22 protein-coding genes, 1 pseudogene and 1 riboswitch are annotated in these 23,949 nt (G+C 41.8%); of the genes and pseudogenes, 11 read left to right on the top strand and 12 right to left on the bottom strand.

Annotation, left to right across the window (positions count from 1 at the left end; genetic code table 11):
• Positions 1–538 precede the first annotated feature (538 nt).
• A complete protein-coding gene (locus A1019T_RS09110; protein WP_425271950.1) occupies positions 539–1,087 on the bottom strand; it encodes a DNA glycosylase in 549 nt (182 codons plus the stop codon).
• A gap of 378 nt (positions 1,088–1,465) precedes the next feature.
• Here A1019T_RS09110 and upp point away from each other — a divergent pair, with 378 nt between their 5' ends.
• Complete coding sequence (gene upp / locus A1019T_RS09105; protein WP_077451378.1) at positions 1,466–2,104, top strand: uracil phosphoribosyltransferase; 639 nt, start codon at positions 1,466–1,468, stop codon at positions 2,102–2,104.
• Positions 2,105–2,138: 34 nt separating this feature from the next.
• Here upp and A1019T_RS09100 read toward each other — a convergent pair whose 3' ends face one another.
• The 4 genes from A1019T_RS09100 to hemC all read right to left on the bottom strand — a co-directional run bounded on the left by A1019T_RS09100 (position 2,139) and on the right by hemC (position 5,275).
• Positions 2,139–2,879: a hypothetical protein gene (locus tag A1019T_RS09100; protein ID WP_077451377.1), complete on the bottom strand. Its 741-nt coding sequence runs from the start codon at positions 2,877–2,879 to the stop codon at positions 2,139–2,141.
• Entirely contained in the window at positions 2,879–3,364 is a 486-nt protein-coding gene (locus A1019T_RS09095; protein WP_077451376.1) for an acyl-CoA thioesterase, read from the bottom strand. The genes A1019T_RS09100 and A1019T_RS09095 overlap by 1 nt, the downstream gene beginning before the upstream one ends.
• An 81-nt stretch (positions 3,365–3,445) precedes the next feature.
• Positions 3,446–4,231 (bottom strand): uroporphyrinogen-III synthase, encoded by a 786-nt coding sequence (locus A1019T_RS09090; protein WP_077451375.1) that lies wholly within the window; start codon positions 4,229–4,231, stop codon positions 3,446–3,448.
• A 45-nt stretch (positions 4,232–4,276) separates the two neighbouring features.
• Positions 4,277–5,275, bottom strand: coding sequence for a hydroxymethylbilane synthase (gene hemC / locus A1019T_RS09085; protein WP_077451374.1), 999 nt, complete (start codon positions 5,273–5,275; stop codon positions 4,277–4,279).
• Between the two features lie 319 nt (positions 5,276–5,594).
• Here hemC and argH point away from each other — a divergent pair, with 319 nt between their 5' ends.
• Positions 5,595–6,980 carry an argininosuccinate lyase gene (gene argH, locus A1019T_RS09080; RefSeq protein WP_095532600.1) on the top strand — a complete coding sequence of 462 codons (1,386 nt, stop codon included), beginning with the start codon at positions 5,595–5,597 and terminating at the stop codon, positions 6,978–6,980.
• A gap of 103 nt (positions 6,981–7,083) precedes the next feature.
• Entirely contained in the window at positions 7,084–7,374 is a 291-nt protein-coding gene (locus A1019T_RS09075) for an oxidative damage protection protein (protein ID WP_077451372.1), read from the top strand.
• 152 nt (positions 7,375–7,526) lie between these two features.
• Here A1019T_RS09075 and phoU read toward each other — a convergent pair whose 3' ends face one another.
• The 5 genes from phoU to pstS form a co-directional block, all read right to left on the bottom strand.
• On the bottom strand, positions 7,527–8,270 hold the full coding sequence (gene phoU, locus A1019T_RS09070) for a phosphate signaling complex protein PhoU (protein WP_077451371.1): 744 nt from the start codon (positions 8,268–8,270) through the stop codon (positions 7,527–7,529).
• Between the two features lie 102 nt (positions 8,271–8,372).
• Positions 8,373–9,281 carry a phosphate ABC transporter ATP-binding protein PstB gene (gene pstB / locus A1019T_RS09065; protein ID WP_077451370.1) on the bottom strand — a complete coding sequence of 303 codons (909 nt, stop codon included), beginning with the start codon at positions 9,279–9,281 and terminating at the stop codon, positions 8,373–8,375.
• A 107-nt stretch (positions 9,282–9,388) separates the two neighbouring features.
• The gene (gene pstA, locus A1019T_RS09060; RefSeq protein ID WP_077451369.1) at positions 9,389–10,297 is read right to left on the bottom strand and encodes a phosphate ABC transporter permease PstA; all 909 of its coding nucleotides are present in this window, start codon (positions 10,295–10,297) and stop codon (positions 9,389–9,391) included.
• Between the two features lie 75 nt (positions 10,298–10,372).
• Positions 10,373–11,323 (bottom strand): phosphate ABC transporter permease subunit PstC, encoded by a 951-nt coding sequence (pstC, locus tag A1019T_RS09055; RefSeq protein WP_077451368.1) that lies wholly within the window; start codon positions 11,321–11,323, stop codon positions 10,373–10,375.
• A gap of 138 nt (positions 11,324–11,461) precedes the next feature.
• A complete protein-coding gene (gene pstS, locus A1019T_RS09050) occupies positions 11,462–12,613 on the bottom strand; it encodes a phosphate ABC transporter substrate-binding protein PstS (protein ID WP_077451367.1) in 1,152 nt (383 codons plus the stop codon).
• Positions 12,614–13,046: 433 nt separating this feature from the next.
• Between pstS and A1019T_RS09045 the strand changes: the two genes are divergently transcribed.
• Entirely contained in the window at positions 13,047–13,409 is a 363-nt protein-coding gene (locus tag A1019T_RS09045) for a septal ring lytic transglycosylase RlpA family protein (RefSeq protein WP_077451366.1), read from the top strand.
• A 153-nt stretch (positions 13,410–13,562) separates the two neighbouring features.
• Positions 13,563–13,711: riboswitch (TPP riboswitch) on the top strand.
• 265 nt (positions 13,712–13,976) lie between these two features.
• The gene (gene thiC, locus A1019T_RS09040; protein WP_077451365.1) at positions 13,977–15,989 is read left to right on the top strand and encodes a phosphomethylpyrimidine synthase ThiC; all 2,013 of its coding nucleotides are present in this window, start codon (positions 13,977–13,979) and stop codon (positions 15,987–15,989) included.
• 143 nt (positions 15,990–16,132) lie between these two features.
• Here the strand turns inward: thiC and A1019T_RS09035 are convergent, their stop codons facing one another.
• On the bottom strand, positions 16,133–17,023 hold the full coding sequence (locus tag A1019T_RS09035) for a fructose bisphosphate aldolase (RefSeq protein WP_077451364.1): 891 nt from the start codon (positions 17,021–17,023) through the stop codon (positions 16,133–16,135).
• Positions 17,024–17,474: 451 nt separating this feature from the next.
• Between A1019T_RS09035 and A1019T_RS09030 the strand changes: the two genes are divergently transcribed.
• The 6 genes from A1019T_RS09030 (at position 17,475) to A1019T_RS09005 (ending at position 23,714) form a co-directional block, all read left to right on the top strand.
• Complete coding sequence (locus A1019T_RS09030) at positions 17,475–17,996, top strand: META domain-containing protein (RefSeq protein ID WP_077451363.1); 522 nt, start codon at positions 17,475–17,477, stop codon at positions 17,994–17,996.
• Between the two features lie 604 nt (positions 17,997–18,600).
• The gene (locus tag A1019T_RS09025; RefSeq protein ID WP_077451362.1) at positions 18,601–19,620 is read left to right on the top strand and encodes a DUF1852 domain-containing protein; all 1,020 of its coding nucleotides are present in this window, start codon (positions 18,601–18,603) and stop codon (positions 19,618–19,620) included.
• 93 nt (positions 19,621–19,713) lie between these two features.
• Positions 19,714–20,742 (top strand): methionine synthase, encoded by a 1,029-nt coding sequence (locus A1019T_RS09020; protein ID WP_077451361.1) that lies wholly within the window; start codon positions 19,714–19,716, stop codon positions 20,740–20,742.
• A 73-nt stretch (positions 20,743–20,815) separates the two neighbouring features.
• Positions 20,816–21,328 carry a flavin reductase gene (locus A1019T_RS09015; protein WP_077451360.1) on the top strand — a complete coding sequence of 171 codons (513 nt, stop codon included), beginning with the start codon at positions 20,816–20,818 and terminating at the stop codon, positions 21,326–21,328.
• A 130-nt stretch (positions 21,329–21,458) separates the two neighbouring features.
• On the top strand, positions 21,459–22,280 hold the full coding sequence (locus A1019T_RS09010; RefSeq protein ID WP_077451359.1) for a sulfite exporter TauE/SafE family protein: 822 nt from the start codon (positions 21,459–21,461) through the stop codon (positions 22,278–22,280).
• A 346-nt stretch (positions 22,281–22,626) separates the two neighbouring features.
• A protein-coding gene (locus A1019T_RS09005) for an IS3 family transposase (RefSeq protein ID WP_167366856.1) occupies positions 22,627–23,714 on the top strand; the annotation gives its coding sequence in 2 pieces (ribosomal slippage) (positions 22,627–22,879 and positions 22,879–23,714; 1,089 coding nt in all).
• Between the two features lie 39 nt (positions 23,715–23,753).
• On the opposite strand, the pseudogene A1019T_RS09000 reads toward A1019T_RS09005, so the two are convergent.
• Positions 23,754–23,933: pseudogene (locus tag A1019T_RS09000) on the bottom strand (transposase); the annotation flags it as partial.
• Positions 23,934–23,949: the final 16 nt, after the last annotated feature.

Genomic DNA, 23,949 nt, shown 5'->3' with positions numbered 1-23,949 from the left:
TCCTCATCCCGAAAAGAGATAAGCCCAACTTTAATTTTTAGCATCCTAAATCAGCAAAAATCCACACAAGTTGTTCTTTGATTTTAGCTTTTAAATAGTTGACTTAGTACGTCGTCCGTATTAAGTTGTGCTATAAAAGGATAATTCAATCTTCAATTCGAAGAAGTGTTAGCCTTAGTAGCGAGCCATCCAGTATAACATTAATTTGTATTCTGTCAAGCTTTTATTTCAATCTGTTATCAGAACTTAGATTTAAAACCAATTAAGCTTCTAATCTCGTTGTCCCGATGAGGTGCGTATTATACGCGTCTTGGTTACATTGTCAAGAAGTTTTTTCGTTTTGTTTGAATTTGTTGTTTTAAATCAATATCAAACGTTGCCTCTCAACAGCGCACTAGTATATAGCTTATTTGTAATTGGTCAATGGATGAATTCAACTTATTTAATCTGCATCAGCTTTTTTGAGTGAAACGGGCTTTTAGGAGCCATTGGTTTTACTATCCCCCACTTACTCTAAACTTACTACACTCTAAAGTAATTACAGTTTACCCACGGACTCAAAGAACTGACGATAAGCTTCTACCTTTTTATCCAAAGATAAAGGATAAGCCCGAGAAGTAGAAGGTAGCCTATATAGTGTCAAATCACGACCAGCATAAGTATAATCAATTTGCTGATTGGTCTTAGGCCATTTTGACTTCGGGATTACTTTGCCTTGTTCTTGCTGTAATAGCTCCATTAGTATTTCAGTAGCCTTACCGCCCGTGGTAAATATCGTGTGTACTTTAGGCACTTGAGCCAAAGTTTGTTTTAGATCAACAGGCTCTACTATGGTTAGGTGTTTGTCTGCGGCATTGCCTTGTTCTCGTATTGCTTTATTTACTGTGGGACAAGAAGCAATGGCGCGTTGTTTCATAAAAGCCTTAATCTTTTCTGGGTCAAACCCCTTTTCTTCTCCCTTTCTAAAGTAATCCGCATCTTCGAAAAAAACTCTGCCATAAATACGCCACATATCATTATAGAAATTAGGATAATGAAAAGGCATACCCCATTTATCTTCTGTGGGCGGAAAGGTGCCCATCATCATAATAGTAGCATTGCTCGGCAATACGGGACTAAAGGGATGGCTTTCTACAGTTTTACCGTCAATTATAAGTTCATCAGAGCCACTGTGGGCATCATGACTTTTCAAAGGATACTCCTTACTAACATATTGAATAACTATTTTTTAATTTGAATAACTGTCTATTAATTAGAATAGCTGTCTATTAATTTGGATAACTATATTTTAATTGCTGTTATATAGGGTATCGAAACCAGGAAGTTTGTCAGTTGCTTTTGTTTTATTGGTATAATTGTTTTGTTAATTGCATCTACGTCAACTAATGCAACATATTTTTAAAATATGACTCCCTTCTAAATTCATGCAAGCTGTCCTAATTCTGATGACGGTCAAAGAGGTATTATGAACACCCTAAATATAGAAATTATCACCCATCCCCTAGTACGCCATAAACTAAGCCTGATGCGAGCCAAAGATTGCAGTACCTATAAATTCCGTACTTTGACCAGTGAGCTTGCCCGTTTGATGGCTTATGAGGCTTGTCGCGACTTCGAAATTGAAGAATTTCCTATGCTAGGTTGGGATAATACAGAGTTTAAAGGGGAACAAATCGTCGGTAAGACGGTGACCATCGTTCCTATTTTACGTGCCGGCTTAGGTATGCTTGATGGAGTATTAGACCTTATTCCTACAGCAAAAATCTCAATGGTTGGCCTGCAGCGTGATGAGGAAACTCTACAACCTGTGCCTTTCTTTGAAAAACTGGTCGCAGATGTGGACCGTCGTCCTGCGCTAATTATTGACCCAATGTTGGCAACTGGCGGCTCAATGGTAGCCACCATCGATATGTTAAAAGAAAAAGGCTGTTCAATCATTAAAGCTTTAGTCTTGGTTGCGGCCCCTGAAGGGGTGCGCTTGGTGAATGAAGCGCACTCTGATGTGAAGATTTATACGGCTTCTTTAGACAGTCACTTAAATGAAGATGGCTATATCATCCCAGGCCTTGGCGATGCAGGTGATAAAATTTTTGGGACTAAATAAAACGGGTACTAAGTAACAGAAATTTAGCTCAACCCTAACCAATGCTGTAATGCCTAATCAGATATGATGGTTCTGATTGGGCATTATTTTTATGGGTCTTCTCTTCAGTTAATATCAGGTGATTAAAGTCTAATATCATCACTTCGTTGCGGCCCCCTTCAGAGGTATACTTATTGTGTTTCACCGCAAAGGCTTTCACTTTATCTGAGTTTGCAGTAATGATATTAATCACATAAGGAGAATTAACTAGCGGAGCTACTGTTAAAGCGTCTACGATGGCCTTAAAAGGATTGAGCGTAGTAATTAATAGTTTTTCTCTGCGCACGGATAAGGGAAGCTTACCGCCCACCAATAATACCTGCCCTGTTGGCAGTCTTTGGGTGTGCCGCATCAACTCATATTTTAGTATTTCTGGCATTTCAGCATTAAACACATCTTCCGTCTGTTGATAAAAAGCGCTAAAACTGCGCTGCACATAGCGACCAAACACCGTGAAATTTATCCACTCTTGATAAAGCGGTTGCTGCAGTAAAAGCTGGCTAAATTGTTTTTGATAACTGGCTAGGTTACTGACTGTGTATTGAATATCGTTTGGAATGGCTAGGCCTGATGGGGCTGCTGGCTCAACAGATAGGTTGTCAATAAGGTGAGAAATGAAGTGAGGGGCTGATTCAAATATATGCTGTTGCCAAGTTAGGGGGTAAAAAACACTATCCAGATAAGGCAGCGCAGGAGGTAGCTGCGCTGTTTTTCTTCGATTAAAAAATGACAGCATTAAAAGTCTGGCGTGTGGCCAACACCCTTTTCAAAGGCCAAGATATTATCACGCTCTACCTCTGTCCAAGCTACTTTAGCGCTGGCATCTTTGTTTAATCGAACCAACACTGAATCCCCAGTAGCGACTACGCTCTGCTGTGCCTGACTATAATAGCAGTACTCCATCACGATACTGGTATTCCCAAGCTTCTTAGTACGCACTCCGATTAATAAAGTGTCTGGAAAAACCACAGGCTTTAAATAGGTGCAACTGGATTGAGCCAGTACTGTGGTCACCTCATCAGTAAAAGCGCCCAGTTCATTGAGATAATTAATACGCGCTGACTCAGCATAGCGATAATACACCACATTATTAACGTGGTTAAAAGCATCCATGTCATTCCAAATAATGGGCTGAACATAAATACTGGCAAACTTAGATAAAGCCTCAGGTTTTTCGAAATTAGGATTTAAATTATTAGGATTTAAAATATGAGTTGTCATTAACAAAAAATCTCCACGCTATGGCTGAATTGGCTAACTCATTTAACTTAATTTAACTTACTTTAATTTGGTTTAGTGCGATTAGGGCTTTGTAACCGTCTGCTCAATACCGCGCCAAACTTCTTCAACATCTAGGTTATCAATGCGTATACAGTTAAGCCGCAACTCCTCTAAAGTCTCAGTTAGACGTTTGCCAAAGGTTAAATAATTAAAGTCAGCCAGTTGCAGCCCATTGCCTTTTTCATCTTCTGATTCTGCAAATAACAGCCTCCAATTGGTGAACGCTTCTCCACTACTCACTAAAGCAATGGGACGCTGATTACTGACTAGCGTTGTCAGCTGTTGTTGCAGTTGCTCAAATTTAGTGGGTGCATCAATAGGACATTGGCGTTGGTACCAAGCAATGGCATGGACCTCTACTTCATTATCTTGTAGAAAGTTTACCAATACCCGTCTGCCACCCCGTCCTCGCCATACCAAAATATGATCTCCTGCCCCTAGAGAATTTAGCGCAGACATCTTTATCATGCCTTCATTGCTGTACTCTTCAGGACATTGAACTTGCCAGCCTTCCGCTCGCAGAATATCTGCTGTGGCGTGACCCACAGCAATCACCGCGCAGTTGGGGATAAAGCCTTTAGGACAAGCTGCTAGCCCCATACGAGCAGCAGTAGGACTGACCACTACCAAAGCTTGATAGCGATCTTGCTGCTGGCAGAACTGCTGTTGATATTGCTGCTCTCGCTCACTAATATCAATAGGCGCTAACTCTAATAACGGCATCTCTAATACAGTCATCCCCTTATCTTGCATAGCTTGGGTTAGCAGCAAGGAGCGACTGGTAGGACGGGTATTGATAAAAATCATGACACCACTTCAAGTCAAGGTAGGTTTATATCAAACTGACAGCTGTTAATCTTTTTTATATATGGCAGCTAGAATACTGTCTGCGCCTAGTGACAGTAGCTCATCGGCCACTTCAATGCCTAGTTGCTCAGCTTGGGATTCACGAGCGGCTTGGTCACCGGTCAGCTCAATACGTTTATCCGCTTTAAGTAACGTTGTTCCATCTTCAGATCCCACACGGCCGCGTAACCATAGGGTTTTTTCATGAGACTGCTCAGAGTCTTTTTCAATCACGGCAAAAGCGGCAATAGGCACCTGACAACCGCCTTCTAATCGGCGGTTTAAAGCACGCTCAGCTTTCAGGCGAATGCGGGCTTGTCCATCATTAAGCGGTTTTAATAGGGCTAACACTGCCTCATCATCCGCACGACATTCAATAGCCAGCGCGCCTTGACCTACTGCAGGCAAGCTAATATCGATATCAATCTCTTGCTTAATACGCTCACTAAGCTCAACCCGTTTTAGACCACTGGTCGCTAAAATAATGGCATCATATTCGCCAGCATCTAGTTTCGCCAAGCGGGTCTGCACATTACCGCGTAGAGACTTAATTTGTAAGTCGGGACGGAAAGCTTTTATCTGACACTGACGACGTAGGCTGGCAGTCCCTACTACGGCACCATGGGGTAAGTCTTCTAGTTTGTCATAACTATTAGAAACAAAAGCATCGGTAGGTGTCTCACGTTTGCAATAAGTCCCTAGTATTAGGCCTTCGGGTAACTCCATGGGCACATCTTTTAAGGAGTGTACGGCAATATCAGCACGCCCATCATACAGTGCTTGTTCTAGCTCTTTAACAAACAAGCCTTTTCCGCCAATTTTAGCCAAAGGCGTATCAAGAATTTTGTCACCTTGAGTAACCATGGTTACTAAATTTACTTCAAGCTCTGGGTATAAAGACTCTAAGCGTGATTTGATGTGTTCGGCTTGCCACATGGCCAAAGGGCTCTTTCTAGTAGCAATATTTAAGGTTTTTAAAGTTGTGGTATGGGCTGATGTGGTCATAGTTATCTTTTAATTAATCGGATGGTAATTGGTTTAGTAGAATTATATAAAATGAGGTTAAAAATAAGACCTATAAATAGTGGTCTGTTTATCATCTTGCTTATTTAACCATAAATAGCAGGGTATTTCAGTGATGTTATGTTTAGAGAACTCCCAATTTAACAGGGTAGGTTAACTAGCAAGGCGACCCAGTCCTTTGCTATACTGCAAACTCTGTGCATTTTACTGGATTTGGACTGATATGACTGCCAACAACTCAACTAATATTTCAGATACTCAAGCAAATAAACCTAGCGTCACCAGCGGCCAAGGCCAACAAATGTGGGGTGGCCGCTTTAGTGAAGCCACTGATAGCTTTGTGGCGGCTTTTACGGCCTCTGTCGGCTTTGACCAACGCTTTGCCAAGCATGATATTCAAGGCTCAATTGCTCATGCCACTATGCTCGGTAAATGTGACATTCTAACTCAAGAAGAAGTAGACACTATTATTCAAGGTCTACATAAAGTGCAGCAAGAAATCGATGCTGGCGAGTTTAACTGGTCTGTTGCTCTTGAAGATGTGCATATGAACGTCGAGTCTCGTCTGACCGATATTATTGGCACCGTGGGCAAAAAACTACACACTGGCCGTAGTCGTAACGACCAAGTAGCGACCGACATTCGCTTATGGTTACGCGAAGAAGTAGACAATATTTTTGAACTATTGGTGAAACTGCAATCAGGGCTATTAAATCTTGCAGAACAGCACACAGATACCATCATGCCAGGTTTCACCCATTTACAAACCGCACAGCCGGTGAGCTTTGGCCACCATGTTATGGCTTGGTTTGAGATGCTAAATCGTGACACTGAGCGCTTAATTGATGCCCGTCGTCGTATTAACCAGATGCCATTGGGTAGCGCAGCTCTGGCTGGAACCACCTTCCCAATCGACCGTACCATTACAGCGGATCTTTTGGGTTTCGAGGGCATTTGCCAAAACTCATTAGACGCCGTGTCTGACCGCGACTTTGCCATTGAGTTTACCTCAGCGGCTTCTATCTTAATGATGCACTTATCACGTATGAGTGAAGAGATTATCTTATGGATGTCAGCGCAGTTTGGTTTCGTACAAATCCCTGACCGCTTCTGTACCGGTTCTTCTATCATGCCGCAAAAGAAAAACCCAGATGTGCCTGAGTTGGTGCGTGGTAAGGCAGCCCGCGTCTTTGGTCAACTGATTACGCTGTTAACTTTAATGAAAAACCAACCTTTAGCGTATAACAAAGACAACCAAGAAGACAAAGAGCCACTATTTGATTGTGTCGACACCTTAACCGGCTCGCTTCTTGCATTTGTGGATATGCTGCCTAATATAATACCTAACAAAGAAAATATGCGTGCGGCCACCATGAAAGGCTATGCCACCGCTACTGACTTAGCCGATTATCTGGTTCGTCGCGGTGTCCCTTTCCGTGATGCTCACGAAGTAGTGGGTAATGCAGTGGCACTAGGTATCAAAGAAGGGGTTGATTTAAGTGAGTTGCAACTTGAACAACTGCAACAGTTCAGTGATGCTATTGGCGATGATGTTTTTGATTACTTAACCCTTGAAGGCTCATTAGCAGCTCGCGATCATTTGGGCGGAACTGCACCAAACCAAGTACTACAAGCGGTGGCCCGTGGCCGTGAGCGTTTGGCTCAATACAATATCAATGTTAAATAGCTTAGAAATTAAGCTCTTTATATATTAATGTTGTCGCCATAAGCAATTCACAAGCACAACTATAAGTACCAGTTTAAATTCACAGTTAACATAGGATAGGACAATGACAGCTACTTTTGACCCAAAAGCAAATATGGTGTTTTGCCGTAAATATAAGCAAGATTTGCCCAAAATGCCGAACCCGCCTTTCCCAAACAGAAAAGGGGAAGAGATTCAGAATACTGTGTCTAAGAAGGCTTGGGATGAATGGTTAGAGTTACAAACCATGCTAATTAACGAAAACCATCTGAGCATGATTAACCCAGAGGCTAAAAAGTTCATTAATGAACAGCGTGACAAGTTTTTAGACAATGAAGACTACGAGCGCCCTCAAGGTTGGACACCTGAGACGTAAAAGCAATTAGCACTCAAGCTATAGGCTTAAAAAAAGGAAAGGAGAGGCATTTAATATGTCTCTCCTTTTTTTTACTCTCAATTGAATACTCTATATTTTACACTTTGTATTTAACAGCCTCTATTCAATCATCTGTCTGTCATGGCCTGGAATTATTCTTCTGTATTACGAGAAGCTATCAGGCTTGAGGCTTCTTGTACTGCTTGCTCCACGGTGACAAAATCGGTGTGGCGAACATCCTTGCCACTGGTACAGTAAATCACCAACTCCGCAATATTTCGAGCATGATCGCCCACCCGCTCAAGTGCTCGCAATACCCATAAGATGTTAATCACCTTTGACACATGACGGCTGTCCTCCATCACATAGGTCATCAATGAGCGGCTGGCAGATTGATACTCTTGATTCACCATCTCATCGCTTTGTAGCACTGAGAAAGCCTGCTCCGGATCCATACGTAAAAAGGCATCTAAAGCTTCTAGCAACATTACTCGAACTTGATTTGAAAGATGCTGAACCTCCGAATACCCTCTGGGAGACACCCCTTCTTTATGCAGTTTACAAGCCATACGAGCAATCTTACTGGCCTCATCACCGATTCGTTCTAAATCGACTACGCCTTTGCTTAGGGCCATGACCAATCTTAGATCGCTAGCAGTAGGTTGACGTTTGGCAACTAATAACACCACCAACTCATCAACATTAATCTCCATTTGATTGATCTTACTGTCTTCTTCAATCACTTTTTTTGCCAGTTCGACGTCACTGTCTACTAAAGCATGCGTTGCTAAAGTGACCTGTTCTGCTGACATCTGACCCATGGTCATAAATAGGTCAATGCATTCACGTAAGTCGTTATCGTAGCTTTTAGATGAGTGTTTTTCCGTAAGCGGCATAGCGGCTTTATCCAAGTCTATAAGCGCGTTTAAATGCTATGGGCCTTGCTCATAGCCTCTGTCAAACGCTTAGTTAATGAGCATGAGTTAACTATTTTTATCTTAGCCGTAGCGACCGGTAATATAATCTTCTGTCGCTTTTTGAGCAGGGTTAGTAAAGACTTGATTGGTCTCACCCATTTCGACCATATCGCCTAAATACATATAGCAGGTGTAATCAGAAACACGCGCCGCTTGTTGCATGTTATGAGTCACGATAGCGATGGTGTAATCATGTTTTAAGTCTTCAATAAGATCTTCAATCGCCCCTGTTGAAATAGGGTCAAGTGCCGATGTTGGCTCATCCAATAGTAAGACTTCAGGTTTGGTCGCCACACCACGTGCGATACATAAACGCTGCTGCTGACCGCCTGATAAAGACAGGCCTGATGCTTTAAGCTTGTCTTTTACTTCTGGCCATAGCGCTGATTTTTTCAGAGCCCATTCCACACGGTCATCAAGCTCTGATTTACTTAGTTTTTCATACAAACGTACGCCAAAGGCCACGTTATCATAGATAGACATTGGGAAAGGGGTTGGTTTTTGGAAAACCATACCAACACGAGCACGTAATAGGTTAACGTCTACATTTTTTTGTAAAATGTTATTGCCATCTAGCAGAATCTCACCTTCCGCGCGCATACCTGGATATAGATCATACATGCGGTTAAAAGTGCGCAATAACGTTGATTTACCGCAGCCAGAGGGACCAACAAAAGCGGTCACATTTTTCTCAGGGATATCAATATTGATTTCTTTAAGCGCTCTAAAATCACCGTAGTAAAAGTCCAAGTTACGTACTTGTAATTTTGCAGCTGGCATGTTCTGTGGTAAGTCAGCCAGTGTCTGCTTAGTAAAGGTGGCGGTATCTGGTTGCTGTTGCTGATTACCAGTTTGGATCGGCTGCTGTATAGTACTGCTCTTAACCTTCGCTTCTTTAGCCACTGCTTTTTTCTTCAATATATCTGACATAACGCTACCTTCTTAGTATCTTTTTAAAAAATTAAATTTGAATGCTTATATCTATCTTTTCAGCTTGTGAGCTTTTGAACCTATTCTTTTCAGCTTATTAATTGCCGCTACTTCTTATCTCTTCCGACAACACGAGCGATAATATTTAACCCTAACACAGAGAAAGTCACTATTAACGCCCCTGCCCACGCCAGCATATTTTGGGTGTCATCTGGAGCTGCAGCAAACTGATAAATAGTCATCGGTAAGTTGGCCATTGCACTGCTCATATCCCAGCTAAAGAACCTATTATTTAACGCAGTGAATAGTAAAGGGGCGGTCTCACCAGTAATACGAGCAAAACCTAATAGAACCCCAGTTATCAGACCTGACTTAGCCGCTTGCATGGTTACCGAGGTGACCACCTTCCATTTAGGCGCACCCAAAGCATAAGACGCTTCTCGTAATTGATTGGGAACTAGATTGAGCATGGTCTCTGTACTACGAACCACGACTGGAATAATAATCAGCGATAAAGCCACTGCGCCTGCCCAACCTGAAAAGCTGCGATTACTAACCATTAATGAGAAAATAAACAGACCGATAACGATTGATGGCGCTGATAATAAGATGTCATTGATAAAGCGGGTCGCCTTACCAAGCCATGAGCCTTGAGAAAACTCTGCCAAATAAATCCCCGCTAATAGACCCACAGGTGCTCCAATCAACAAGCCTGTGCCCGCTATCATCACCGAGCCAACAATCGCGTTTCTTAATCCCCCGATTGTCCCTGGTGGTGGGGTATCAGCGGTAAAGATAGGCATAGTAATCATAGCTTCCATACCTTTACGTAGCAGATCAAATAAAATCCAGCCCAACCAAAATAAACCAAAGGCCATGGCACACATCGCAAAGATAAGACCGATAATATTGAAGGCTTTACGTCTTGAATACAGCGATTTATTCATGCGCTGCTCAAAGGGAACCGAGTTTGTTAAATTCATTGTCATAGGTTTTGAACTTGAGCTTGTTGTCATAATATTTTCCTGCCAAATATCTAATTATGTCTAGCATTTATTTACCAACTATTTTGTATCCAATAACGGTGTAAATTAGTTACCGGCTTTCTTATCAATTCTAGACAACATAATTTTAGATATTGATAAAACAAAAAAGGTTATAACAAATAGAATCAAGCCTAGATGGAGCAACGTGGAGACATGCATGGCGCTTGAGGCTTCAGCAAACTCATTGGCGATGGCTGAGGTAATGGTCACCCCTGAACCAAATAAGTTAGAGTTGATGTTATAGGTATTGCCCACTAAAAAGGTTACCGCCATGGTTTCACCCAGTGCACGTCCCAGTCCTAGAATGATACCGCCCACTACCCCAGCCTTGGTGTAAGGTAGGATAATTTTATACATCACTTCCCAAGTGGTGGCTCCGGCCCCATAAGCTGACTCTTTTAACAGCTCAGGTACTACCGCAAACACATCGCGCATGGTCGCCGCAATGAAAGGAATAATCATAATGGCTAAGATTAATGAAGCGGTAAAAACACCGATACCTAAAGGAGGACCGCCAAAAAGGCTACCAATCATAGGAATAGGACCAAGATGTTCAATTAAAAAAGGTTGAACATATTTAGCAAATAAAGGCGCTAATACGAAAAAGCCCCACATACCATAAATAATCGACGGAATACCTGCCAAAAGCTCAATTGCCATGCCCAGCGGTCGACGTAAGACAGCAGGACAAAGCTCAGTTAAGAAAATAGCAATGCCAAAGCTGATGGGTACCGCGATTAAAATAGCGATGATAGAGGTGACGATCGTCCCATAAATAGGAGCAAGAGCCCCATACTCATCGTTGACCGTACTCCAGTTTGAACTGGTGTAAAAACCAAAACCAAACTCTTTAATACTTGGCCAGGCACCAATCACCAACGAGATCATGATACCGCCCAAAGATATCAAGACTAGGAATGCAAAAAACTTTGTCATGTTGACAAAAAGAAAGTCATTCCTTTTTTGTTTTGTTAATTGAGCGTGTAGGTCAGACATGGTATCCCCAACATTAAAAATATATACACTTCTTTAAAGGCACTAGTTATTTAATTATTCGATTAAAAAGGCAAGCAAACGATGAATCATTTACTTGCCTATTGTTTAACTCATTAACAATGACAAGTTAATGGCTAATTATTTTGGGTTATAGACTGGCTTACCATCAGCGCCTACGATCTTGTTCCACTCAGCTTTGAATAAAGCCACGGCTTCGTCTGGGAATGGAACGTAGTCTAGCTCTAGAGCAGCCTGATCGCCTTCGTTATAAGCCCAGTTAAAGAAATTCAATACGCCTGCTACTTTCTCAGGGTTTTCTGGGTTTTTATGAACTAGGATGAAAGTTGCTGCTGCAATTGGCCAAGCTTCAGCTGTGTCAGAGTTGGCGATAACTTTGTAGAAGCCTTCCGCTTTTGACCAGTCAACATTACCTGAGGCTGCAAATGAGTCAGATGATGGCTGTACAACATTTCCTGCAGCGTTGACCATGGCGGCATGTGACATATTGTTTTGTTTGGCGTAAGCGTACTCTACATAACCAATAGAGTTAGGCGCTTGTTTAACCATACCGGCTACGCCTTCGTTACCTTTACCACCAACGCCTGTACCGGTTTTATCTGTTGGCCACTCAACACTTTTATCGACGCCAACCCCTGCCCAGTCAGCTGATACTTCATTTAAATAGTAAGTGAAGTTAAAAGTAGTACCTGAACCGTCTGAGCGATGCACGGTAGTGATTTTTGCATCAGGAAGGGCAAGGTCTTCATTCAATGCAGCAATGGCTGGATCATTCCAGTTGGTAATCTTACCTAAGTAAATATTTGCTAAAACTTCACCACTTAAAACGAGTTTGCCTGGCTCAATCCCTTCGATGTTAACTACTGGCACAACGCCACCAATAACGGTTGGGAACTGGATAAGACCCGCTTCATTTAACTCTTCTGGGGTAAGAGGCGTATCTGAGGCACCGAAATCTACGGTTTTAGCTTTAATTTGTTTAACACCGCCCGAAGAACCAATAGAGTTATAGTTCACTTGGCCTTTAGTAGCGCCCTGGTAGTCTGCTGACCATTTTTGGTAGATAGGTGCTGGGAAAGAAGCGCCTGCCCCGCTCACATTCATTTCTACGCCTTCGATGTCTTTATACTGATCTGTGCTACCCGCGGCAGCTCCAGTGGTTGTGGCAGCTGGGGTATCTTCAGTTGTCACTGTGTCATTTTTTTCTGCTTTATTACAAGCCGATAAAGTAAGAGCGCTGGCTACGGCTACAGCTAACAGTGAATAACGCATGGTATCTCCTAAAAAGTCATATGTTTTATAAGTACAGAGTATTAACTTCAACTACCTAAGTTTTGAGTCCTTCAGAATTTGTGAGGTACCCTTAATTGGAATGTGCTCATTTTGACGTTTAAATATGACAGTTTGATGAAATATTAATTAATTGTAAGAATTCAGTAACTTTCACCGGCGTGGTTTTAGGGGAATTGTTAATAAAATTAACTAAATACAGGGGTTTTTCTTCTATTTTCATAGCCATAATCTTTACATTATCTTGACCTATTAGAAAGATGAGCTAAATCTTCAGCCTGTAGACTACCGCCTCGATGTTTTGGTACAGACAATTTTATTTTGCTAACAACGCATTTCCTCAACACCCCGTTGTAATACCAAAATCTGATTGAAAACAGTTGTTCCAACGATTTATTAATTACAGGTACTCCCTATGAAAAAACTTTTTATGCCATTTACCCTTCTGTCAGCCTTAATGTTGACAGTGCCTGCCAATGCCGGTATGGCTTCATGGTACGGTCCAGGTTTTCATGGCAAAAGAACAGCGTCTGGGGCTATTTATAATATGTACGCTATGACGGCAGCGCATAAATCTCTGCCTTTTGGTTCTAAAGTAAAAGTGACAAATTTAAATAACAACAAGTCAGTGGTTGTTAAAATTAATGATCGTGGCCCATTTAAGCCAGGCCGCATTATCGACCTATCCAAAAAAGCCAACCAGATGATTAACTGCAATCTTTGTAAAGTAGATGTTGAAGTATTAAGCAAAGGTGATGGCAAATATCGTAAACGTTAGTTTTTAATTTAAATAGCTATTAATCAGCGCCTACTTTATGAGTTGGCGTTTTTTTATGCAGTGGGCAACGCTAAGGCTCTGATAAGTTAACAAAATATTTAAATTGAACTGAAACCTGTTATTGCTTAAAAATTTTGATAAGATAACCCCAACAATTAAGACTCGGGGTGCAGTCCTTCTATATCCAGACCCTACCTATAGTTAATTTTATAGCTAGGGTAAATATAGAAGCGTTTGCTGAGAGATCACCCGTTGAACCTGATGCGGTTAATACCGTCGTAGGAAAGTCATTGCAACTCCCTAATATCTTATACAGACCTGTCAATTTTCACAGCTTACCAAGCTGTGCTATGCCGTGCGTGATTATCAGCGATCTGTCATCACTGTTATCTGCATCACGGCCTTACAGCTTGTTATATAAGCTATAAGCTCTATTTTTATTAGGTAACAAATATTAGGTAACAAATGCCCAAAACGACGGGCCTGCACTCACTGAGTCTTTATTTTTATCTAGTTTTTCTAAAAAAACTTGGCATTACGCCATTTACATAAAATAAGGAACTTCTGATGAGTCATTTAGCAAATAACGTTAAAACCCCTGCCCATCGCTCTGAAGCAGACGAGCGCTTTGATGAAGAAGCGCGCGACTTAACCCGCAGCTTACCCGCCTCAAAAAAAGTTTATATCGAAGGGTCACGCCCTGATATCCAGGTACCTATGCGTGAAATCACTTTAACTGATACCCCTACTGGAGGTTTTGGCCTAGAGAACGGTGAAAAAAACCCGCCATTCTATGTTTACGATACCTCTGGGGTTTATACCGACCCTAATGTCGAAATTGATTTGACCAAGGGGCTTCCGAAGCTACGTGAAAAATGGATTGAAGAACGGGGTGATACTGAGCGCTTAGAAGGCCTATCCAGTAATTATGGCAAAGAACGTGCTCGTGACATCACCACCGCTAATATCCGTTTCGCCCACATTGATAAGCCACGTCGTGCCAAATCTGTGAATGGCAAAACTGGTAATGTTACTCAGATGCATTATGCTCGCCGCGGTATTATTACCCCTGAAATGGAATATATCGCCATTCGTGAAACTCAAAAACAGCATGAGCTAACCGATAGGCGTCAACATGCCGGCGAAAGCTTCGGTGCCAACACCCCAAAAATCATTACCCCAGAATTTGTGCGTGACGAAGTGGCTGCTGGCCGAGCCATTATCCCTAATAACATTAACCACCCCGAATCCGAACCGATGATCATTGGCCGCAACTTCTTAGTAAAAATTAATGCCAATATTGGTAACTCAGCGCTAGGTTCAAGCATAGATGAAGAAGTATCAAAAATGACCTGGGCAACCCGTTGGGGTGCGGATACCATTATGGATTTATCTACCGGTAAGAATATTCATGAAACCCGTGAATGGATTATCCGCAATTCCCCAGTGCCAATCGGTACTGTCCCCATTTATCAAGCTTTAGAAAAAGTAGACGGGGTGGCTGAAGACTTAACTTGGGAGATTTTCCGCGATACGTTAATTGAACAAGCTGAACAAGGGGTAGATTACTTCACCATCCATGCCGGCGTGCTATTGCGTTATATTCCCCTAACCGCCAACCGCTTGACGGGTATCGTCTCCCGTGGCGGCTCTATCATGGCTCAGTGGTGCTTGGCCCATCACAAAGAAAGTTTCCTATACACTCATTTTGAAGAGATCTGCGAAATCATGAAACAGTATGATGTGGCCTTTAGCTTAGGGGATGGCCTACGTCCTGGCTGTTTGCAAGATGCCAATGATGAAGCTCAATTTGGGGAATTACGTACCCTGGGTGAGTTAACACAAGTAGCTTGGAAACACGATGTACAGATAATGATTGAAGGTCCAGGCCATGTGGCTATGAACCGTATTAAGGAGAACATGGATCTACAACTTGAAATGTGCCATGAAGCGCCTTTTTATACGCTAGGCCCATTAACTACGGATATCGCTCCTGGCTACGATCACATTACTAGTGCTATTGGTGCGGCGATGATTGGTTGGTACGGTACGGCAATGCTGTGCTATGTGACCCCAAAAGAGCATTTGGGCTTACCTAATAAAAAAGATGTCAAAGACGGCATCATCACTTACAAAATCGCTGCTCATGCTGCCGATTTAGCCAAAGGCCACCCTGGCGCTCAAGCTCGAGACAATGCTTTATCGAAAGCAAGGTTCGAATTCCGCTGGGACGATCAGTTTAACTTAGCGTTAGACCCAGACACAGCCCGTGAGTTTCATGATGAAACCTTACCTAAAGATGCTCATAAGTCTGCCCACTTCTGCTCTATGTGTGGGCCTAAGTTCTGCTCAATGAAAATCACCCAAAACGTACGTGAGTATGCTGCTGGCTTGCCTACCGGTGCCGAGGTAACCCCAAGCAGTGGTAAACTATCTGATGACGTGCATCTAATCAAAGAAGTAGACACTGAGCTTGTGGGTCAAGTCGGAGAGGCCAGCTTTGAAGAAGTACAAAAAGGCATGGAGCAGATGAGTGAAAAATATAACTCTGAGGGTCGTCAGTTATATAAAGAAGTTTGACCTGTAGCTATTTTGCCGTTAAACCTTTAAATACTTAACCCATAAAAAAAAGCTTGAACTCCCTGTTATTAAAACGGGGGCTTCAAGCTTTTTTTAGAGCAGATATTTGGTTAGGCTAATATAAACCTAACTAGATAACTGCCTTATACTTTAGAAGCGTTATAGATTTTGTCGATTGAGGCATCGATAGTGGCTGAAAACTCTTCGTCAGTTTGAGATTTTGACAAGCCTTCAGTGAAAGCACGTGAGAAGCTAGCAATCATACCTGGGTTTTGTGATAGGCGCTCACATGACTCATCACGGCTATAACCGCCTGATAACGCCACTACTTTAAGCACTTTTGGATGATCAATTAAATCGCTGAAAAAGCCTGCTTCTTCTGGAAGTGTCAGCTTAAGCATCACTTGCTGATCGTCATCTAAGCGATCTAAGTTACGTAAGATCTCTTCTTTCATCAGTATTTCGCACTGTGCTTTTTCTTTACTTTCAATATTTACTTCTGGCTCAACAATGGGCATAAAGCCTTTTGATAAAATTTGCTTAGCAACGTCAAACTGCTGCTGTACCACTTTCTCGATACCTTCTTGCGTTGCTGTATGAATTACAGAGCGCATTTTAGTACCGAAAATTGGGAAGTTTTTGGCTTTATCTAACAACGCATCTAGATTTGGCATTGGCTTCATTACCTGAACACCCCCTAGCTCATCAGCTAAGCCCTTGTCTACTTTTAGGAAAGGTACAATGTTTTTATCTTCCCAAAGATAGTTGGCTGTTGGCTTGCCATTTACTTCACGGTCCATGGTGTCTTCAAATAAGATAGCGCCTAAGACACGGCCACTGTCAAAAGTATCACAAGTCATGATACGAGTACGCATTTCATGGACTTTAGCAAACATCTCATCATCGTTTGAGTATTCGCTCTCTTCTACACCGTACATACGAAGTGCTTTTGGCGTACTACCACCACTTTGGTCTAAAGCTGCGATAAAACCTTTGTCATTTTTGATGCGTTCTAGTTGCTGCTGATAGCTCATAATTTTTCCTATTTCAATTAATGGGTTAATAAAAAGGTAAATTAAAAAATGGGTCTAAATTTTTTGTTGTAAATCTAACATAAAACGTTAATAAAATCCGTTGCCCTATTGTTTAAAATCTTAGGTTTAAGGCCTTATGAAACAACGTCTGCCCCATGAAAATAGGGGTAATCCGTAGGGGATCTTAAATTTTGTCCTATTATACGCTACTGAAGGAGAAATTTAAGCCTAGCCCAAATGAAAAACCCACTTAATACTACGTCCTATATTGGTAACTGTGCCGGTTTTATAGTATTTGAATGGTTACTGACTCTTGTCACTGTATTTAGGCTCTGTAATAATGGTATTTAGCAAAAGAAGTATTAAAAAAATAGGGTTAGGGTATTTTACCCCCTCCCCTCTATATCAATAATAAACCAATGAAAAATTTTAAATTTTGAGAGGATTTTATATGAAAACTATGAATATGCTAATGATTTCCGGTGCTATCGCCATGAGTGCTTTAGTTTCAGGCTGTCAAACTACTACCGGCATGGCAGAAGCTGACACCCAAGCTGGCAATATTACTACTTATCAAATTACAGATGCGGCCCTTCAGACCAATAACTGGCAATTGGTGGATGCAAAAACTAGAGATGGTAAAAAAGTGGATGCCCTGTTTACCAATGCCGCTAAGCCTTTAACTCTGAATTTCATGAGTGTAGAGGGCAACAATATGGTTAGTCTGATGAATACTTGTAATACTATCTCAGCTCCTTATAGCATTGTAAATGGTAATGTGGAGTTAGGAAGCATGATGAGTACTATGATGGCTTGTCCTGATGCAGAAGCTAAGTTTGATGCAGCGTCTGTTGCTTCAGTCGTAGGTAAGTATACCTTAAGCCAAGGGGCGGATAAAACGCCAATGCTAGTAGTGACTAATAACCATCAAGTGGCTCATTTTAAAGCAGTTGCAAAAACTGAAGCTAAATAATTATTGAAAAGCTCCTAAGTCTAAACTAGGTGGATTAATAACTGCCAAGTTAAGGCTTTTGTTAAAGCTGAGCTTATTGTAAAGAGATCGCCCATTATGAGGCGGTCTTTTTTTATATCACTAAAATAACTACAGTCGATTTCTCTTAGTGGAAACGGCCGTTTTTCGCAACTATCACCGCCTAAACCCTCTATATTTGAAGGTGGATTCAAGCTATATACCCTGATATTTGTTCATAATAAGCTGAGCTTGGCTCAATACAGGCTAAATCCAGCCTGTTTATTCCCCTCTATACTTTCTGAGTTTATCGCTAGCATTAGCTGTTATTTTTCAATTGCCTACCTTAACTTCATAGCAAACGAATCCGCAAACAAGTCCTTATAAATCAAATACTTATATACCAACTATCTTCTAACAAGCTCCCCCTTCTCTTGTGCAGATTTCACTAAAAAAAATACTCAATATTTGATGCAACAAGCAATTAACATGAATTATATTCATCTTTAGGTTAAGATAAATCGTTTTTATTCATGTAAAGCCTTGAGTATGATTCATCTCATACACAAATTTGGTTTTATCTTGAATAACTAGGGTAGCAAACATTATGTGCAACAAATTTACTTATTCTATTTCAAAAATCCGTTTTGACGAGAACTATAAGCCTGCGGACAGCACACGTCTCACCACCAACTTTGCCAACTTAGCCCGTGGGGAAAGTCGTCAGGAAAACTTACGCAAGACCCTTACTATGATTAACAATCGTTTTAATGCCTTAGCGCATTGGGATAACCCAAACGCTGACCGTTACTCTGTTGAGCTGGATATTATCTCCGCCAATTTAGATGTTGAGGGTAATGGTAAAACCTTCCCAGCGATTGAAATTCTACAAACCACCATTGTTGACCATAAAGAAAATAAACGTATTGAGGGTATTGTCGGCAATAGCTTCTCCTCTTATGTACGCGACTATGACTTTAGCGTGGTACTGTTGGATCATTTTGCTAAAAACCCAAATACACCACCCCCTGCAGACTTCGGTGTTTTACATGGCAAACTGTTTCAACATTTATTAAATTCAGACGCTTACCAAGCCAATTTTAATAAACAGCCGGTGATTTGCTTAAGCGTGTCTACCACCAAGACCTATCACCGCACCACCAACCAGCATCCGGTATTGGGTGTGGAATATAGACAAGATGAGTACTCATTAACGGATGCGTATTTTCATAAAATGGGATTACGAGTACGCTACTTTAAGCCCAAAGACAGCGCTGCCCCCTTGGCTTTTTACTTCTCAGGTGACTTACTAGCCGATTACACTGACCTTGAGTTAATCAGCGCCATTAGTACCATGGAGACTTTCCAAAAAATTTACCGCCCTGAAATTTACAACGCCAACTCAGCGGCCGGTGAAGTTTATCAGCCAAGTTTAAACTATCAAGATTACTCGCTGACACAAGTGGTATACGACCGTGAAGAGCGCAATCAATTGGCAGTGAAGCAAGGCAAATTTACTGAAGAGCAGTTTATTAAGCCGCATCAGGACACCCTGGAAGAGTGGGCTGCCCAGTATGAAGTCAGCTACCCTGCTGAAGCCGGTAAGCCGCAAAAAAAAGTCGCTTAATGGCTTGTTAATAGCTTGTAGATAAATACCCTGCAACTAAACCTTATTAACTAAATTTTTGAAACCCCTATTAAAATAGAGAAGATAAATAACATGGCCCTATTATTACCGACTTCAACCGCTGGCAGCTTACCCAAACCTTCTTGGTTAGCTGAGCCTGAAAAACTTTGGTCGCCCTGGAAGTTAGAAGGTAATGAGCTGATTGAAGCCAAACAAGATGCGCTACGCTTGACCTTGCAAGAGCAAATCCACGCCGGCATCGATATCGTCAGCGATGGTGAGCAGACTCGCCAACACTTTGTGACCACCTTTATTGAGCATCTTGATGGGGTGGATTTTGAAAATCGTGAGACCGTAAAAATCCGTGATCGCTATGAGGCCAGCGTGCCTTCAGTAGTATGCGCCGTAAGCCGTCAAAAGCCAGTATTTGTTGAAGACGCGAAGTTTTTACGTCAACAAACCGATCAGCGTATTAAGTGGGCGCTACCTGGTCCAATGACCATGGTCGATACTCTGTATGATGCTCATTATAAAAGTCGTGAAAAACTGGCTTGGGAATTTGCCACCATTTTAAACCAAGAAGCGCGTGAGTTAGAAGCCGCTGGTGTTGATATCATCCAGTTTGATGAACCTGCTTTTAACGTTTTCTTCGATGAGGTGAATGACTGGGGTATCGCTACTTTAGAGCGTGCTATCGAAGGACTAAAGTGTGAAACCGCGGTGCATATTTGTTATGGCTATGGCATTAAAGCCAATAATGACTGGAAAAAGACCTTGGGTTCAGAGTGGCGCCAATATGAAGAGGCCTTCCCCAAACTTCAACAGTCAAAAATTGATATTGTGTCGCTTGAATGCCAAAACTCACACGTGCCAATGGAGTTGATCGAGCTGATTCGTGGCAAAAAAGTAATGGTGGGCGCTATTGATGTGGCCACTGACACTATCGAAACCCCAGAAGAAGTGGCGGCTACCTTGCGTAAAGCCCTACAATTTGTGGACGCGGATAAGCTTTACCCTTCGACCAACTGTGGCATGACTCCTTTGTCACGCCAAGTGGCCAGAGGTAAGCTAAAGGCGTTAAGTGCCGGCGCCAAAATCGTACGCGATGAACTTACCGCTTAAGAGCTGTAACTTTATCAAAAGTGGCTAGCCTCTATCTCTAGCCACCATGTTTTTTGAATTTAGGATTAAAGTAATGATTGAAGCTACTGACTTTAGAGAGGCCATGTCGTTGTTAACCACTGCAGTCAATGTCGTCACCACCACTGGTGATTCTGGCATGCATGGGTTTACGGCCTCTGCGGTGTGTAGCGTTACCGATACGCCGCCGACTTTGTTGGTTTGTATGAATCAAGCCTCCCGCTCACACAGCTATTTTGTTGAAAATAAAATCTTGAGTGTGAATGTGTTGGGTGCACAGCATGAGTCCATCTCCAATGCCTTTGCCTCCAAGCTCACTCAGACCGAACGCTTTAAGCAAGCCCAATGGACACAGCTGACTACCGGAGCACCAGTGTTAGAAGATGCTTTGGTCAGCTTCGACTGTGAGATTGATCAAATTCAGCAGGTGGGTACGCACAGTGTGTTTATGTGCCGAGTGGTCGACATCAAACTTCCTGAACCTCAAGATAACGCTGAGCATAGCTTGGTTTACTTTAATCGTTCGTACCATCAGTTGGGCCAAGTGGCTGAAGTAGCGTTTGCTTAGCCCAAGCAGTTATTATTGACGGTAGCTATTTCAGTTAAAAAGTCCTATAAATAATATAGCTTTTATATGAAACGGCTACCTAAATAAAGTAGTCCTCCCCTCCATCTGTTAACTGAGAAGAATTTGCCCTGTGGAATTAATCATTTTTTTAATCATTGGCGCTCTGGCAGGATTTGCTGCAGGGCTATTTGGCGTGGGCGGTGGCACCATTATCGTACCGCTACTGTTTATTGTATTTACCCAAATGAATTATGATCCTGATACCATCATGCATTTGGCATTAGGTACATCACTAGCGACCATTATTGTCACCTCAATAAGCTCACTTATGGCGCACAATAAAAAAGGCTCAGTGATGTGGCCGGTGTTCAAAAACTTAGCACCCGGCATGGCAATTGGCTGCTTTGCCGGTGCTGGCATAGCAGGTATGATCTCTGGCATTCATCTACAAGTAATTGTTGGGGTGTTTTTGCTATGGGTAGCCTACAAAATGTTTTTTGGGGGTAAAAAGCAGGCCACTGGCAGTATTGATGCTAGCCATATTCCAGTGGCACTGCCCTCGAAACCTAAGCAATTAGCTGCCGGTGGAGTTATCGGTATCGCCTCAGCCATCTTCGGTATTGGCGGCGGCAGCTTAACTGTACCTTACTTAACCCGTTATGGGGTGGTAATGCAAAAAGCGGTCGGAACTTCAGCAGCTTGCGGATTGCCCATTGCTATTGCCGGTGCATTAGGCTTTATGTTATTCGGGATGCAGCAAAAAATTGATGTTCCTAATACTATTGGCTTCGTACACATTTATGCCTTTTTAGGCATTGCTTCCATGAGCTTCTTTACTGCCAAACTTGGGGCAAAGGTGGCACATATCTTATCACCGGCTATGCTAAAGAAATGCTTTGCGGTACTGTTGACCCTTATAGGCTGTTATTTCCTTTATAAAGGCCTGCGTTAAGCTTTAACCAAATATACTCTGCTCAACCATGCAAACAAGAAAGGCCCTGCCAGAATCTGGCAGGGCCTTTTTACATGTCAGCGAGTAATAAAGTATCATACTGAGATTAAGCTAAACCCTTGATTTTATTACTTCGTATTTTGAGTGAAAAATGATAAAGTATCATACTCAATAGCATTGCCTATACCTTATAGTTACATTTTGGAGTAATAAAGTTTCATACTCAGCTACCTAAAATACTTCTTAAAAAACTAATTTAAAATCAATATTTATGGTAATCACCCCAAAAAATAATAACACGTAAAAGCAGAAACTAACTGCTAAAATACTAGCAGGAGATTTCGACATGAAAAAATCAAGATTTACCGACACACAGATTGTAAATATACTTAAACAAGCAGAACAAGGCGTACCTGTCAGTGACATACTGCGTGAACATAATATTAGCCAAAGTACTTTTTACAAATGGCGATCCAAGTACGGTGGTATGGATGCCTCACTGATTACTCGTCTTAAAGAATTAGAGGCTGAGAACGCTCGTTTAAAGAAGATGTACGCCGAGGAAAGGCTTAAATCAGACATCTTACAGGATGCCATGTCAAAAAAGTGGTAGCGCCCTCTAGGCGCAAAGACTTGGCTAAATATTACGTTGATGCTCGCAGTATAAGCATTCGTCTAGCCTGTCTGATCTTTAACATCAGGATAACCTGCTATTACTATCAGCCAAAGACAGCGGATGATAATGAGCAGATAGCCAAGCTGTTAATTGATTTAACAAACAGTCATAAAAACTGGGGCTTTAAACTATGCTTTCTATACTTAAGAAATGTATTGGGATTACCTTACAACCATAAGCGAGTTTATCGTATCTACCATGAGCTTGAATTAAACCTGAGAATAAAACCTAAACGTCGTATTAAACGAGATAAACTCCAAACGCTTGTTGTGCCCACTTGTATCAATCAAAGCTGGAGTATGGACTTTATGCACGATGCCTTAACCGATGGTAGAGCTATTAGACTCTTTAATGTCATTGATGACTTTAATCGTGAAGCATTAACCATAGAGGTCGACTTCTCACTACCTGCTCAAAGAGTGATACGCAGTTTAAATCAGCTCATAGAGTGCCGTGGTAAGCCTAATCAAATTAGGTGTGATAATGGTCCTGAGTATATCAGCAATGATTTAAAGGACTGGGCAACTAAGCAAGGTATCGTTATTGAATATATTGAGCCTGGTAATCCTCAGCAAAACGCCTATGTTGAACGCTTTAACAAGACAGTACGTTATGATTGGCTTAATCAGGAGTTGTTTGATAGTTTAGAGCAAGTGAGACAGCAAGCTGAAGTTTGGCTCAATCACTATAATAATGAGAGACCCAATATGGGTAATGGTGGCTTTACGCCGATTCAGAAACTTAATATGGCAGCTTAGTTCTACTTATTTGGTGTTTTAAGTTTGGGGGTATTTCCCCTCTAATTCTTTTAATCTGGTGATTAATGAGGCATCCATACCGCCATATTTGCTCCTCCATTTGTAGAAGGTACTTTGGCTAATATTGTGCTCACGTAGTATGTCACTGACAGGTACGCCTTGTTCTGCTTGTTTAAGTATATTTACAATCTGTGTGTCGGTAAATCTTGATTTTTTCATGTCGAAATCTCCTGCT

It is taken from the genome of Psychrobacter piechaudii, assembly GCF_900162825.1.
GTDB lineage: Bacteria > Pseudomonadota > Gammaproteobacteria > Pseudomonadales > Moraxellaceae > Psychrobacter > Psychrobacter piechaudii.
This window is presented reverse-complemented; position numbering and strand designations above follow the sequence as displayed.

Coding starts and splice junctions, on each gene's coding strand:
- A1019T_RS09110 (WP_425271950.1), bottom strand. CDS start 1,087: ATGATGATGGGCACCTTTCCGCCCACAGAAGATAAATGGGGTATGCCT.
- upp (WP_077451378.1), top strand. CDS start 1,466: ATGAACACCCTAAATATAGAAATTATCACCCATCCCCTAGTACGCCAT.
- A1019T_RS09100 (WP_077451377.1), bottom strand. CDS start 2,879: ATGCTGTCATTTTTTAATCGAAGAAAAACAGCGCAGCTACCTCCTGCG.
- A1019T_RS09095 (WP_077451376.1), bottom strand. CDS start 3,364: ATGACAACTCATATTTTAAATCCTAATAATTTAAATCCTAATTTCGAA.
- A1019T_RS09090 (WP_077451375.1), bottom strand. CDS start 4,231: ATGATTTTTATCAATACCCGTCCTACCAGTCGCTCCTTGCTGCTAACC.
- hemC (WP_077451374.1), bottom strand. CDS start 5,275: ATGACCACATCAGCCCATACCACAACTTTAAAAACCTTAAATATTGCT.
- argH (WP_095532600.1), top strand. CDS start 5,595: ATGTGGGGTGGCCGCTTTAGTGAAGCCACTGATAGCTTTGTGGCGGCT.
- A1019T_RS09075 (WP_077451372.1), top strand. CDS start 7,084: ATGACAGCTACTTTTGACCCAAAAGCAAATATGGTGTTTTGCCGTAAA.
- phoU (WP_077451371.1), bottom strand. CDS start 8,270: ATGCCGCTTACGGAAAAACACTCATCTAAAAGCTACGATAACGACTTA.
- pstB (WP_077451370.1), bottom strand. CDS start 9,281: ATGTCAGATATATTGAAGAAAAAAGCAGTGGCTAAAGAAGCGAAGGTT.
- pstA (WP_077451369.1), bottom strand. CDS start 10,297: ATGACAACAAGCTCAAGTTCAAAACCTATGACAATGAATTTAACAAAC.
- pstC (WP_077451368.1), bottom strand. CDS start 11,323: ATGTCTGACCTACACGCTCAATTAACAAAACAAAAAAGGAATGACTTT.
- pstS (WP_077451367.1), bottom strand. CDS start 12,613: ATGCGTTATTCACTGTTAGCTGTAGCCGTAGCCAGCGCTCTTACTTTA.
- A1019T_RS09045 (WP_077451366.1), top strand. CDS start 13,047: ATGAAAAAACTTTTTATGCCATTTACCCTTCTGTCAGCCTTAATGTTG.
- thiC (WP_077451365.1), top strand. CDS start 13,977: ATGAGTCATTTAGCAAATAACGTTAAAACCCCTGCCCATCGCTCTGAA.
- A1019T_RS09035 (WP_077451364.1), bottom strand. CDS start 17,023: ATGAGCTATCAGCAGCAACTAGAACGCATCAAAAATGACAAAGGTTTT.
- A1019T_RS09030 (WP_077451363.1), top strand. CDS start 17,475: ATGAAAACTATGAATATGCTAATGATTTCCGGTGCTATCGCCATGAGT.
- A1019T_RS09025 (WP_077451362.1), top strand. CDS start 18,601: ATGTGCAACAAATTTACTTATTCTATTTCAAAAATCCGTTTTGACGAG.
- A1019T_RS09020 (WP_077451361.1), top strand. CDS start 19,714: ATGGCCCTATTATTACCGACTTCAACCGCTGGCAGCTTACCCAAACCT.
- A1019T_RS09015 (WP_077451360.1), top strand. CDS start 20,816: ATGATTGAAGCTACTGACTTTAGAGAGGCCATGTCGTTGTTAACCACT.